We start from the raw sequence: 13,402 nt of genomic DNA, 5'->3' as shown, positions 1-13,402 counted from the left end.
GGCTACGCCCGCCCCTCTTCCGTGGAACCGACCAGATCGGCGCGCCCGGACAGCAGCAGCGTCTCGGCGCGGTCGTCGTCCATCCCGTCCTCCACGATCAGCGCGGGCACCCCGTGCACCAGCCGGGCCTGCTCCGCGAGCAGCTGCCGGGTGAGGGCGGTCCCGGCGTGGACGGCGACCAGTTGCGGCGGGGTCGTACCGCTCACGGCACTGGCCAACTCCTCGTACACGGCGGGCAGTTGCGCCTCGCCCTGCGGCGCGGTCAGCGACAGGCACGCAAGCCCCGCGAGGTCGGCGCCGGTCACCCACCGCCCCGCGAACTCCTGCCCGCCCACCCGCAACGGCGTCTCCAGGGGGTCCCGCCCCTCGTGCGCCGCCCGCCAGTCCCCCACGACCTGCTCGACGAACTCCGGGTCGCGGCGCGCGATCCGTTCCTTGCCGATGCTGCGGGAGAGGAAGTGGAAGGCGAACCGGGTCGGTTCGAACGCGTCGTGGTAGCGCCCGAAGTGCTCCCACCAGGACAGGCTCGGCCGGGCGGAGGCCTGGATCTTCTCCACCGAGGGCCGCGCCGCCGCCTCGTACGCCTCCAGGGCGGCCGGCAGGTCGTCGCGGTGGGCGAGCAGGCTGCCGGCGAGGGCGATGGCGTCCTCCATGGCCATCTTGGTGCCGGAGCCGACGGAGAAGTGGGCGGTGTGGGCGGCATCGCCGAGCAGGACGACGTTGCCGCTGTGCCAGCGGCGGGTGCGGCGGGTGCGGAAGTTGCCCCAGCGCGAGTTGTTGACCAGCAGTTCGTGGCCGTCGATCTGCTCGGCGAAGAGCTTCTCCAGGTACGCCTTGGTCTTCTCGTCGCTCGGGCCGGGCGGCTGCGAGGTGTCGAATTCGTCGAGCCCCGCCCTGCGCCAGGACTCCTCGTCCGTCTCCACGATGAAGGTGCTGACGCCGTCGCTGATCGGGTAGCCGTGCACGGCGAACGTGCCGTGCGGCCCGTGCTCGTGCACGAAGGTCAGGCCGTCGAAGGGATACGTCGTGCCGAACCAGATGAACTTTGCGGTCGCGACCTCCACCTCCGGCACCAGCACGTCGGCGAGGCGGTCACGGAAGCGCGAGTTCGCCCCGTCGGCGGCCACGATCAGGTCGTAGTCGGCCAGCTGGGCCGGATCGGCGGGGACCTCGTGGCTGAACTTCAGATCGACACCGACCTCCGCCGCCCGCCGGTGCAGCAACTGGAGCAGGGTCTTGCGGGTGATCGCCGCCATGCCGTTGCCGCCACAGCGGATCCGCTGCCCCTTGAGCCGTACCTCGATGTCGTCCCAGTGACGCCCGTGCTCCGCGAGAGCGGTGCGCAGGACGGGGTCGGCGGCGTGGATGCCGGCCAGGGTCGCATCGGAGAAGACCACGCCAAAACCGAAGGTGTCGTCCTGGCGGTTCCGCTCGAAGACCGTCACCTCGACCGACGGATCGGCCTGCTTGAGGAGCGTTGCGAAGAACAGCCCGCCGGGGCCCCCTCCCACGCACGCGATCCGAGAAACCATGGCTTGTGCCTCCATGTCCAGTATCGGAGCGAGCCGCCCCGCACATCGACATTGTGTGTCACTCACTACACGGGCGTCAATCATTTGTTACGCAAATGAAGGGCCGAGCCGCCTGACGTTACGGCTGATGCGATGCACCTCCGCAACGGCCGTCCGTATGACATAGTCGGTTTCCGTGAAACCTCGATCGATCGTCTTCGACCTGTTCGGCGACTACGTCCGCTACCGCGGAGGCGCCGCCCGGCTGCGCACCCTCAGCACGCTGATGGGCTGCTTCGGCGTCGGCGACAGCACGGTGCGCGTGGTGCTCGCACGCCTGCGCAAGGAGGGCTGGTTCGACGTCCGGCGCGAGGGCAGAGAGACGCTCTACACGCTCAACACGCGCAGTCTCCAGCTGCTCGACGAGGGCCGCTCACGCATCTTCGACCCGGCCCCGTCCGACTGGGACCGCCACTGGTACATGGTCATCTACTCGGTCCCCGAGACCGAGCGGGGCGTACGCGACCGCATCCGCAAGGAGCTGGCCTGGCTGGGCTTCGGCCCCCTGGCCCCCTCCACGTACGTTTCCCCGCACGACCGCATACGGCAGGTGAGGGAGAAGTTCGCCGACGAGCCCGCCGTACGCCTGGACACCCTGCGCTGCCAGTCGTCGGGCCTCCCCGTCGACCGCGAGATGGCCGCCCGCTGCTGGGACCTGGCCACCCTCAACGAGGACTACCGGGAGCTGCTGCGCACCTACCGCGGCCGGATGGCGTCCTACCGGGCCGGGCATCTCAGCCCCGAGGAGGCGATGGTCGAGCGCATGCAACTGACGTACGACTACCGCAAGTTCCCCTTCCGCGACCCCGACCTGCCGACCGAACTCCTCCCGGCGGGCTGGGTGGGCCACGAGGCGCACGAGATGTTCCTGGAGGCCCACGAACTGCTGGGTCCGGCGGCCGAGTCCTTCTACGACGAGGTGGCCGGGTCCCGCCCGGTGCCACAGAAATAGTGCCGGGCCCGTACGTCGTACGGGCCCGGCTTCTGGTCTTACGACCTTACGGCTTTACGGAATCAGGGACCCCAGCAGGGAGCCGACGGCGGTCGTCCCCCCGCCGAACGTCCGCGAGCCGCAGCCCGCGAGCGTGACCTTGACCGGCCCGTCGCTCACCACGCGCAGCTTCGCCCCGCAGTCGACCTCGGCCCGCTGCGGGTCGATGGTGACGGCGCCGATGTTCCTGGCGTCGATCACCAGCTCGTTCGCCTTCGAGGCGGCCGGCGGGGTGGGCAGGTGCCGGTACTCCCGCAGGTAGGGGTTGACCGGCGAGGTGGTGCCCTCCGTCGCGCCGACGGTCGTCTGCTTGGCCTGCGCGGTCGTGTCGCTCACCCCGAAGCCCTTGGAGAGGACGTCGATCGTGCCGAGCGAGCCGTCCGTGCCGCGGGTGGCGATGCCGGACAGCCAGTAGGCGCGGTCGCCGACCAGGCCGAACCGTGCGTCGTCCATCAGTGGATTGCGCACGTACGTCACATGCGCCGGAGCCGAGACACCGGAGCCGTCGCCGAGCCAGTCCGTCAGGACGTCCCACAGCCCGCTGTTGCACATCTCCATGTGCTCGCCCGCCACACCGGCCCAGCTGATGAACTCGTAGTCGTAGAAGTCGCTCCTGGCGTAGGCGTCGGCCCTCTCGCGGGTGATGAGGTACGGGATGAAGTCGTCGTTGGCGCCCGCCCACTCCATCACCGGCTGGTTGCGCCGGGAGGGCAGCAGCGGGGTGAGCTTGGAGCCCGGCTCGTGCTGGGTGATGGTGTCCACCGGGAGCGTGTCGCCGACGCCGTTGAGGCCCGGGAAGGAGGGCGCCCGGTCGAGGCCGTCGCAGACGAACGCCTTGCTGAAGACCTCCGGGAACTGCAGCGCCAGCTTGTTGGCGCCGTAGCCGCCGCTGGAGAAGCCGCTCATGACGCGCCGCGTCGGGTCGAGCTTGTAGTGGCGTCCCGCGTCGGCGATCGCCTCGAAGACGCTCGCCCCGCTCTGCCCGTAGAACCAGTTGTCGTTGCCGCGTCCGTCGACGGCGATCACCGCCGTCGGTGCGTCGGGACGGTCGCCGACCATGTGGAACAGGTCCTTCTCGCCGTTCACCTGGTCGTTCGGGGTGAGCGCGTAGCCGGGCGTCCAGGTGAGGGAGGCATAGCCCCGCGCCGGGGCCGCGATGTCCGGTACGTAGATCAGGTACCGCTGGAGGCGGCCCGCCAGGTCGGGGACGCAGTCCTCGCGGCAGGCCCAGCCGAACTGGCCGCTGAGCTCGGAGTCGTCGGTGAGGTTCAGTCCGCCCTGCTGGGTGAAGGTGCCGGCGGGCGGGGCGCCCGGGTCGCCCGGCTGGCGGCGGCTCTGTGCCAGCTCGAAGTGGCTGGGGAAGATGCGCTGGATGTAGCCGTGGGTCGGCACTCCGCCCCGCTGGTCGGTCATGTCGTCGTCGGTGCCCGCGGCGAGCTTGGTGAAGTCGATGTCCGCGTGGAAGCGGCTGATGTCCTTCTGCAGCAGCGCGGCCTTCTGCTGACGGTCCCGCCAGGCGCTGTCCATCGGCTCGTCGTAGCGGAAGGCGACGTCGAAGAAGGCCGAGGGGTTGGTCAGGCCGGACGGGGCGCCGCCCGGACGGTCCCCGTCGGCGGTCGCCTGCGGGACGAGGTACTTGCCGTTCTCCTTGTCCCACAGGCCGGTTGCCGCGGCGATACGCACGTCACGGTGGCCCGTGGGGTCGTACGCCGAGTGCGGCACCCGCACCTCGACCTGGCGCCGCTCCTTGTCGACGGTCACCGGGGCACTGCCCAGCTCCCGCCCGTCGGCGGCGCCCACGACGTCGGCTGTCGTGCCGTGCACGGTCACGAAGACCTGGGCCGGCATCACGGTGTTCGCGCCGTGCGGGGCGGGCAGCGGCTGGTCCGAGTCGCCGAGGGCGATGGTGGTGGCCACCAGGCCCGGGTCGGTCATCGTGTTGTACGTGATGCGGAAGGCCGTGGCGTCCTGGAGGGACTTGGCCCGCAGCTCGACCAGGTCGGCGGCGTTGGAACGGTAGGCAGGGTCGGTCGGGTAGGTGTAGGTCCTCAGCAGGGTGTTGACCGGCCATTCGTAGTCGGGACCGGCGCCGTGGTCGTCCCAGAGGCAGCCCTGGTAGAGGAACTCGCCCTCGCGGTACGCGCTGGACATGCAGACGCGGGTCGGATCGGCCTTCCAGATCCCGGTGTTCTCCAGCTGGGGCGCCTTTGCCTCGGGCTCGTCGAGGATCTGCGGGCCGGGCCAGGCCCGCGCCTGCGACGTGTCCTCCGCGGCCGTGGCGGCCGGTGCTCCGGCCATCACCGTGGCGAGGGCCACGGCGGCGACGGTCAGCGACCTCGACAACGTGCTCATGCGGTACGGACCTCCACCTGGGCCGCCTGCTCGGAGGCCTGCGTGGCCTTGCCCGGCAGCAGGAGCACGACGGCCGTGGCGAGCGCGGCGGGGATGGCGAAGGCGTAGAAGTTCCACTCGATGCTGACCTTGGAGTCCAGCAGCAGACCGCCGAACAGCGGTCCCGTGATGGCACCGAAGCGCCCGATGCCGAGGGTCCAGCCGAGCGCCGTGGCCCGGACCTCCACCGGGAAGTGCTGAGCGACGTAGCCGAGGACCAGGATCTGGGCGCCGATGGTGCCGAAACCCGCGATGGCGACGAGGAGATACATCAGCGGCGCCGCGGTGGCGATGCTGAGCAGGGACATCGAGGCGGCGGCCGCCAGGAAGGACAGCAGGGTGATCGGCTTCATGCCGAACCGGTCACCCAGCGGCGAGAACAGCACCGAGCCGATGACCGCGCCGAGATTCATCACCAGCAGGAACAGCAGGGAGCTGGACAGGGGGTAGCCCGCGGACCGCATGATCTGCGGGAGCCAGGTGTTCAGGCCGTACACCAGCAGCAGGCCGAAGAAGCTCACCACCGCGAACAGCACGGCGGGCAGCGCGTAGCGCCGGGTGAACAGGGCGGCCGGGCCCCGCTTGGGCCGCGGCCCGGCCGTGGCGGGAGGGGCCTCCGGCACGGGCACGCCGAGGCGCGCCGCGGTCCGCTCGGCCTCCTCAAGACGCCCCTTCGCGACCAGGAACACCAGCGATTCCGGCACGTGGCGCACCAGCAGCGGCAGGATCAGCAGCGGAACGGCACCGAGACCGAACAGGAACCGGAAGCCCTACACCGGCAGCAGCGCCATGGCCAGCACCGCGGCGAGGATGCCGCCCACGGAGTAGCCGGAGAACATCAGCGCGTTGTTGAAGCTGCGGCGGCTCGGGTCGGAGTACTCGGCCGTGAGCGCCACGGCGGTCGGCATCACGCCGCCGAGCCCGAGCCCGGCGAGCAGCCGAAAAATGCCGAACCAGGTCGCGTCGGGCGCGAGCGCACACCCCATCATCGCGGCCGAGAACCAGCCGACGCCGGTCAGCATGACCCGGCGGCGGCCGACCACATCGGTCAGCGCGCCGGCGAGCAGCGCGCCGACCAGCATGCCCACGAGGGCGTAGCTTCCGATGACACCGGCCATCGCCGGGGTCAGCCCCCAGGGCTCGTACTGCAGCAGCGCCGGCACGCTGGCGCCGTAGACGATCAGGTCGTATCCGTCGAACACGATCACCGCGAAGCACAGGCCGGTCACCAAAAGCTCCGGGCGCCGGGGGTTGCGGGTGGGTTGGGGTCTCATCGCTGGCTCCTTTGCGTCCGCCATGAATCGGCTGAGACGCCGAGCAGTGTGTGTCACATTCAACACGGACGTCAATGAGTCGAAACATAAAGAATCGGATTCGACGCATACTCTGGACAGCAAGCCGAGATCTCAAGATGCAATCCCGCGACGACCAAAGCCCAAGTGACCCTCATGTCGGCGGCGGGGCCGGTGATCGCGACAGCCGGAACACCGGAGAGCCCCGGCCGTCCGACCGGCCTCCCGGCGCAGGGCGGCCCACAGCGGGCCCCTGAGAAGGAACAGCGGCCGGTTCTCCGGCTCGGGTGAGAACCGGCCGGCCGCGAGTTGGCCGTGCCACCGGTGGTAGGGCGGGTACGGCGGCGTCAGCCGGATGCCGCGGCGACGACCTCCCGTTCAATGCGGCCGATGCGTTGAATGTCGGTGCACGAGCCGGTCGGCGGCGGACTGGAGGCAAGCGCTGCCCCGCCCGCCATCCGGAGGACGCCCACCGGGCCCCACCCCTTCTGATCGACTTCGGGTTGGTTAGGTTCCGTGCGGAAGTACGGACGGTCGCTGCCGACGCGCGGCGGAAGGGAGGGGGGCCGGTGAGCACGTACGGCGAGGCGGGGGCGGCGGGGGAACGGGAGCGGGCCGAGCGGTGGCAGCGGATCTGGGGGCACCGGGAGGCGCTGCTGCGGGTGGCCCGGCGGCGGTCGGCCAGCCCGGAGGACGCCGAGGACGCCGTGCACGAGGCGATGGTGCGGGCCATGGAACGGCCGGAGCTGGACGACCAACGGCTCGGCGGCTGGCTGACCACGGTGACGATGCGGCTGTGCGTCGACCGGCACCGTCAGGTCGTCCGGGAGGCGGAGGTACACCGGCGGGCGGCGCGGGGGCTGCCCGGGTACGTCACCGTCGAGGACCGGGTGTGCGACCGGGCCGAGGCGCACTGGCTCACCCGGCGTGGCCGGGAGGAACTGCCCGGGCGGCAGGCCGAGGCGCTCGGGCTGCAGGCACAGGGCCTGGAGCTGGGGCAGATCGCACAGCGGATGGGGCTCAGCTACCAGGCGGTTCAGTCACTGCTGGCCCGCGCCCGCAAGACGCTGCGCGGCGTGCTGGCCGGGACCCTGGCCCTCCTGCTGTGGCCGTGGCGGGGCAGCCGCTCGACCGGGGTGGGCGGTGGCGTACCGGCCGGAGCGGCGCCGCTGGTGACGGCCGCCGTGACGCTGACGCTCGCCGGGCTGACCCTGCTCGCCCCGGGTGCGGCCGACCCCGCGCCGGGGAGCGGTCCGGGGCGCCCGGTGCCGGGCAGCCCGGTCGCACAAACGGTCCTGGAGGCGGAGGCGCCGAAGGGTGCGGCCACCCCTGCGGGCGACCCCGGTGCGGGGCTGCCCTACGGTGGCGCGCTACCGGGTCCGGGCGACAACGGGACGGGCATCCCGGGGGTGCCAGGGACGCAGGGGGAGCCGGGCGGCCACGGGGAGCCCGGCGGCCAGGGGCTGCCGGGGGCACCGGGACTGCCGGAGGTGGCCGGTCCGGCGTTGCCGGGTACGCCTGGGCTGCCGGAGGTCACGGGGCTCGCCCTGCCGGAGCCGGACATTCTGGGCGCCGGGGACGCGGCTTCGGCGGCGGCCGCCGAGGCCACCGGCACCACCCCACCGCCGGCCGTCGAAGAGGGCAGCGAAAAAATCGCGAATCCGTGCGACACAAGCCCCGCCTCTCCCCGTAGAGCAGCTGACAGTGCCACCAGCAGTGGCAGCAGTTGCGAAGGAGAGGTCACTCAGTGGCTCGAAGCAGAAACGGAGGGGGCAGCGGCGCCGTAACGCGCGCCCTGCGCGGCGGGCTCGCCCTGGCGCTGGCCGGTGTGGCGTCGGCGACGCTGCTGTCGTCCCCGTCCCAGGCCGCGTCCGGCGTGAACGTCGGGCAGCGCTACAACGACGGCCTGGACAGCCGCTACAGCGTCACCGGCTTCACCAGCGCCGCGACCGCGATGGGCTACGACGCCCTCGGCTACACCGGCGGCCGCAGCGCGACGAACACCTTCAACGACGGCAGCGGGGCCGCCGTCCTCGGCCTGTTCGGCCACGCCAACGCCGGGATCTTCCAGACCGACGAGGGTCCCACCGACCCCAAGGACGAGATCCTGGCCGCCGGTACGGCCACCGACGTGGTCAGCCCGTACGCCAACCTCCGCCTCGTCTCCGAGTACTTCCCGTACGCCGAGGTGGACGACATGCGGCTGATGGTGCTGGCCGGCTGCTACACCTCGCTGAACGGCTCGTGGGGCAACTTCAACGACGCCGCCGTGTCCCGGGGCGTCGACTCGGTCATCAGCTTCAGCGGCCTGGTCTACTTCCCGGCGACCTCCTCCGGAACGTCGATCAGCTCGACCAACTACTCGGGCAACTACTTCTGGGACCGCTTCGGCTACCACGCCAAGACCGGCGTGACGATCAGCACCGCGCTGTCCCGGGCCCGTACCGACCTGGTGGCCAAGGAGGGCAGCGCCGGGGGCTGGAACAACTACGTGATCCGGGGCGCCGTCAGCAACCCGGCCGGCGTCCATCTCAAGCCCACCGGGAACGGTGAGCCGCTGAACAGCCAGCCGCTCGCCACCCTCCCCTTCACCAACTTCAGCCGGCTCACCCCCGCCGCGTCCACCACCACCGAGGGCCCGGACGGCGTCGAGCTGACGGATGTGACGACCGCCCAGGGCGTCCAGTACCGGCAGCGGCAGGACGGCACCGTCCTGGACGCCGTGGGCACCCCGTCGACCGAGGGCGAGGTGACGCTCTCCGCCGCCGAGGCCCGTACCGCCGCCCAGGACTTCGCGCAGACCAACGTCCCCGGCTTCGGCCCGGACTGGCGGCTGGTCACCGACGAGACCGTCAGCCACGTCGAGGGCGACGCGGTGCGGCTGCTGCGCTGGCGGACCGTCGCCGAAGGCCGGGACGCCGCCCGTGAGGTGACGGTGGAGCTGGACCAGCGCACCGGCGCGGTCGTCTACTTCTCCGCCGCCCGGGGCACGGCCGACAGCGCCGCCTTCCCGGTGACCGCCGAGCAGGCCGAGGCCACGGCCCGCGAGCTGACCGGCGACCGCACCACGGCCGCCACGGTGGTGGCCGACACCTGGAACGCCAGCCGCTGGACGGTCACCTTCGACCGTGGCCTGACTGGCTGGTCCGAGGCCCGCGTCCCGGACGCGGACCGAGTCGAGATCGACGCCCGCACCGGCGAGGCTCTCTCCCGCACCACGGCCTGAACGAACGTGAGTAGAGCGACATCATGAGATCCCACCCCGCCCGGCGGCTGCGCCGCTCCCTCCTCGCGCCGGTGCTCGCCGCCGGCCTGCTGCTCGGCGGCGCGATGCCGACGCAGGCCGCCACCTCCGCGGCCCCGGCGGCCGTCTCCGTCACCGACAACGGCATCAATCTGAGGTGGTCCGCCGTCTCCGGCGCCACCGCCTACCTCGTCATCGACGACCGGGCACACGAGGTGCTCTGGCGCGGCGAGCAGACCGCCGCCACGCTCCCCGTCCAGGCCCCGACCTCCGTCTCCGTCCTCGTCGTCGCGCTGACCGAGCAGGGCCCGCGCCTGGTCGCCAAGACGCTGGCCACCGTCCCCGACGCGGCCTCGGGCCTGACCCCGCTCACCGCCGTCACCAGCCCCACCGGCACCACCCTCGGCTGGGGCGCCCTGCCGGACGCGGCCGACTACGAGATCACGGCCGACGGCACGAAGCTCACCACGACCGCCGCCGTCCAGCTGCGGACCGAGACGGCGCTGGGCGAGACCGCCGAGTACACGATCGACGCCGAGCTGGACCTGCCCGCCGAGGAGGTCACCGCGGACACCGTCACCCGCTCCACCTACGGCGTCGAGGTGACCCCGGCCACCACGGACGTATCGCAGACCCCCAGCGACGCCCAGCCCGGCGACACACTGCCCGCGAACGTCCGCACCCTGACGACGTCCCGTACGACGTACGAGACGTACATCCCCATGAGCTATCTGCAGGGGGAGAGCTGGAGCTTCGGCTTCCCCTGCGAGTCGGCCGACGACAACGCCCCCTGGTTCTCCGGCGACGGCCGGAGCACCGGCTACGACACCGGGAAGTACCGCACCAAGGCCGCGTCCAACCACTACTGGACCAGCGCCTCGACCTGGACCTCGAAGGGCATCAGCCCCACCAAGCGCTATCGGAAGGCGGGGAGCACGTACTACTACGACTCCCAGCGCACGGCCGGCGGTGACGGCTTCATCATCCGGCCGCTGCAGAACGACGGCCGGTATGCCCGCACGGTGATCGAGCACAATGTCGGCAACCCGTACTGCACCGGGATCGCCGATATCAGCTACGACAACCAGCAGGACCTCTATCAGAACGGTTCGCACTGGATCTACGGCGCCCACGACAAGATGCCGAATCACCAGTTCTACCGTTACGACCAGTACTCCGACGGGACCTACTACCTGAAGCTGGTCTTCGATCACCCACTGGATGACCCGAAGTGCCTCGCGGGCTGGATGGGCGGCTGCTCGGCACACCAGTACCAGTACACCCGCTGAGAAGAACGCCGTACGCGCCGCGGACCGGCGCGGGCCTGCGGCTTCGGCCGAAGGTTCCGCGCCTGTCCACGGCCCGTCATCCCACAGGAAAGACGACATGAACGAGCAGCAGACGGTCGCCATACGGATCATTCGCTGGGTGCTGGGACTGGCCTTTCTGGGCCTCTTCCTGATTGCATCAGTAGTCGCGGCAAGTTTCGCCGGGTGGGGGTTCGGTGAGCGGACGACAGCGGAAAGGTTCCAGGACGCGATTCCCTCCCTGTTGATGTCACTGGCGTGGGGCGCCGTCGCCATCGCCGGTTTCCGCCTGCTGGTCCGCTACCGCCTGTTCTCCTGGTGGCTCGCCTGCGCCCTGATCATCCCGGCCTACGCGGCGCTGCACGCCGCGGACGTGCTGTAGGGCGGGCCGGTACCCTCACGCCCCAACCCCTCACCGCCTCCCCTCCCTCGCCCTGTCCGCGCCTCGATGACAGGGGCGATCATGGTGGAGGGGTGGGCACAGAGCAGTCGGTGCGGTGCGAAGTCCCTTACTTTCCAGCCGCCGTGGTGGGACTCGGCCTGGTGTGGCTCGGCGGGCTGGGGGTAGCGGGGCTCCGGGTGGCTGCGCCACGCCACCATCCCGTGCATCCCGGGGAGTTCCCGCCGTCGCATCCGCTGAACGAAAATGCCCAGCTCAAACCTGGTTTGAGCTGGGCTTCAGTGGAGCCGCCTTCGGGATTCGAACCCGAGACCTACGCATTACGAGTGCGTTGCTCTGGCCATCTGAGCTAAGGCGGCGCGCTGTCCGCACTATGGTGCGATCGGCAACGACGGTAAGTCTACACAGTTTCCGAGGGTGCTCCGTACCAGCCCCGGAGGCGACCCTCCGGGGCCGGGCGCAGCGGTTACGAGCAGCGCTTCCCGTCCGTGGGAGGGGTGCCGCGCAGGAGGTACGCGTTGATCGTCCGGTCGACGCAGGAGCTGCCGCGGCCGTACGCCGTGTGGCCGTCGCCCTCGTAGGTGAGGAGGCGGGCCGAGGAGAGCTGGCCGGCCAGGGCCTGCGCCCAGCGGTACGGGGTCGCGGGGTCGCGGGTGGTGCCGACCACGACGATCGGGGCGGCGCCCTTCGCCTCGATGCGGTGCGGCTCGCCCGTGGCGTGCACCGGCCAGTACGCGCAGTTCAGGGCGGCCCACGCCAGGCCCTCGCCGAAGACCGGGGACGCCTTGTGGAACTCGGGGAGCGCCCTGCGCGCCTCGTCGGGGGTGTCGAAGGCGGGCGGCAGGTCGAGGCAGTTCACGGCCGCGTTGGCGAACATCAGGTTGCTGTAGCCGCCGTCGGCGTCCCGCTCGTAGTAGCCGTCGGAGAGGACGAGCAGCCCGGAGCCGTCGTTCTCCTTCATCGCGGACGTCAGCGCCTCGCGCAGCTGCTGCCAGGCGCCCTGGTCGTACATGGCCGCGATCACGCCGGTGGTGGCGAGCGACTCGGTGAGGCGGCGGCCGTCGGGGTCGCCGGTGGCGGCCGGCCGCGCGTCCAGCTTCTCGAAGAACGCCTTGAGGTTCTCGCCGACCTGATCGGGCGGGGTGCCCGCGCCGCCCAGCGGACAGTCCTCGTGCCGTACGCAGTCCCGCGCGAACGACCGGAACGCCGTCTCGAAGCCCGCCGTCTGTTCGAGGTTCAGCCGCCGGGCCGGCAGCGACGGGTCGATCGCGCCGTCCAGCACCAGCCGGCCCGTCCGGTCCGGGAAGAGCCCTGCGTACGTCGCGCCGAGGAAGGTGCCGTAGGAGGCGCCTACGAAGTTCAGCTTCTCGTCGCCGAGCACCGCACGCACGATGTCCATGTCACGGGCCGCCTCCACCGTGGACACATGGCGCAGCAGCCGGGGCGAGTCCGCGCCGCAGCCCTCGGCGAACGTCCGGTACGCCTCGACCAGTCCGTCGGTCTCCTTGGCGTCGTCGGGCGTGGCGTCCGTCCGCGTGTACGTGTCCATCTCCGGCCCGTCCAGGCACTCGACGGGCTCGCTGCGGGCCACGCCGCGCGGGTCGACCGCCACCATGTCGTAGCGGGCGCGGACCTCGGCCGGGTAGCCGATACCCGCGTACGCCTGGACGTAGCCGATCGCCGAGCCGCCCGGCCCGCCGGGGTTCACGAGCAGCGAGCCCAGCCGCTTCCCCGGGCCCGTGGCCTTCTTGCGGGTGACGGCGAGCCGGATGTCTGCGCCGGTGGGCTCGGCGTAGTCGAGCGGTGCCTTGATCGTGGCGCACTGGAAGCCGGGGACGCCGCAGCCGCGCCAGGCCGGCTTCTGTTCGTAGTACGGCGTGAGCGCCGCGGGGGTGGACCGCGGCAGCGCGACCAGTGCCGCTTCCTGTGCCGCAGCAGTGGCGGACGTCGTCGAGCTCCCGGAGGAGCAGGCGGAGAGGAGCAGCGCGGCCGTGGCGAGGAGGCCGGCCGCGGTCCTGACTCCGCTGCGGGCCCGGCGGTGCAGGCCGCCGGAACGGGAGACGGGGCGGGAGGCGGAGCGTGGAGTGCGCCTTGTGTCCATCCAGCGAGCGTAACTCTGGGCGACGGAATGAATGCTCTGCGTGCGTGTCGTGCCTCGTACGAGTTACGGCGTCAACTCCGCGTCCACCTCGTGTGCGCTGCCGGG

The 13,402-nt window shown here is 71.3% G+C and carries 8 protein-coding genes, 1 tRNA gene and 1 pseudogene; 5 read left to right on the top strand and 5 right to left on the bottom strand.

The features are described 5' to 3' along the window. Positions 1 to 2: 2 nt before the first annotated feature. Positions 3 to 1,532, bottom strand: coding sequence for an FAD-dependent monooxygenase (locus PV963_RS25400; protein ID WP_274818048.1), 1,530 nt, complete (start codon positions 1,530 to 1,532; stop codon positions 3 to 5). A gap of 175 nt (positions 1,533 to 1,707) precedes the next feature. Between PV963_RS25400 and PV963_RS25395 the strand changes: the two genes are divergently transcribed. After that, positions 1,708 to 2,523: a PaaX family transcriptional regulator gene (locus PV963_RS25395; RefSeq protein ID WP_274818047.1), complete on the top strand. Its 816-nt coding sequence runs from the start codon at positions 1,708 to 1,710 to the stop codon at positions 2,521 to 2,523. Positions 2,524 to 2,577: 54 nt separating this feature from the next. Here the strand turns inward: PV963_RS25395 and PV963_RS25390 are convergent, their stop codons facing one another. Continuing rightward, positions 2,578 to 4,914 (bottom strand): hypothetical protein, encoded by a 2,337-nt coding sequence (locus tag PV963_RS25390; RefSeq protein WP_274818046.1) that lies wholly within the window; start codon positions 4,912 to 4,914, stop codon positions 2,578 to 2,580. Continuing rightward, positions 4,911 to 6,227 (bottom strand): annotated as a pseudogene (locus tag PV963_RS43680) (MFS transporter). The gene PV963_RS25390 and the pseudogene PV963_RS43680 overlap by 4 nt, the downstream one beginning before the upstream one ends. 587 nt (positions 6,228 to 6,814) lie before the next feature. Between PV963_RS43680 and PV963_RS25375 the strand changes: the two are divergent. The 4 genes from PV963_RS25375 to PV963_RS25360 all read left to right on the top strand — a co-directional run bounded on the left by PV963_RS25375 (position 6,815) and on the right by PV963_RS25360 (position 11,178). Next, entirely contained in the window at positions 6,815 to 8,032 is a 1,218-nt protein-coding gene (locus PV963_RS25375; protein ID WP_274818043.1) for an RNA polymerase sigma factor, read from the top strand. Then, entirely contained in the window at positions 7,993 to 9,471 is a 1,479-nt protein-coding gene (locus PV963_RS25370) for a PepSY domain-containing protein (protein WP_274818042.1), read from the top strand. The genes PV963_RS25375 and PV963_RS25370 overlap by 40 nt, the downstream gene beginning before the upstream one ends. Before the next feature lie 23 nt (positions 9,472 to 9,494). Then, entirely contained in the window at positions 9,495 to 10,778 is a 1,284-nt protein-coding gene (locus PV963_RS25365; protein ID WP_274818041.1) for a hypothetical protein, read from the top strand. A gap of 97 nt (positions 10,779 to 10,875) precedes the next feature. Next, the gene (locus PV963_RS25360; RefSeq protein WP_274818040.1) at positions 10,876 to 11,178 is read left to right on the top strand and encodes a hypothetical protein; all 303 of its coding nucleotides are present in this window, start codon (positions 10,876 to 10,878) and stop codon (positions 11,176 to 11,178) included. 300 nt (positions 11,179 to 11,478) lie between these two features. On the opposite strand, the gene PV963_RS25355 is transcribed toward PV963_RS25360, so the two are convergent. Both PV963_RS25355 and PV963_RS25350 read right to left on the bottom strand, forming a co-directional pair. Continuing rightward, a tRNA-Thr gene (locus tag PV963_RS25355) sits at positions 11,479 to 11,555 on the bottom strand. 107 nt (positions 11,556 to 11,662) lie between these two features. After that, on the bottom strand, positions 11,663 to 13,297 hold the full coding sequence (locus tag PV963_RS25350) for an alpha/beta hydrolase (RefSeq protein WP_274818039.1): 1,635 nt from the start codon (positions 13,295 to 13,297) through the stop codon (positions 11,663 to 11,665). Positions 13,298 to 13,402 lie beyond the last annotated feature (105 nt).

It is taken from the genome of Streptomyces coeruleorubidus (genome assembly GCF_028885415.1).
Taxonomy (GTDB): Bacteria; Actinomycetota; Actinomycetes; order Streptomycetales; family Streptomycetaceae; genus Streptomyces; species Streptomyces coeruleorubidus_A.
The sequence above is the reverse complement of the archived record's forward strand: the minus strand, read 5'-3'. Positions and strand labels throughout refer to the sequence as shown.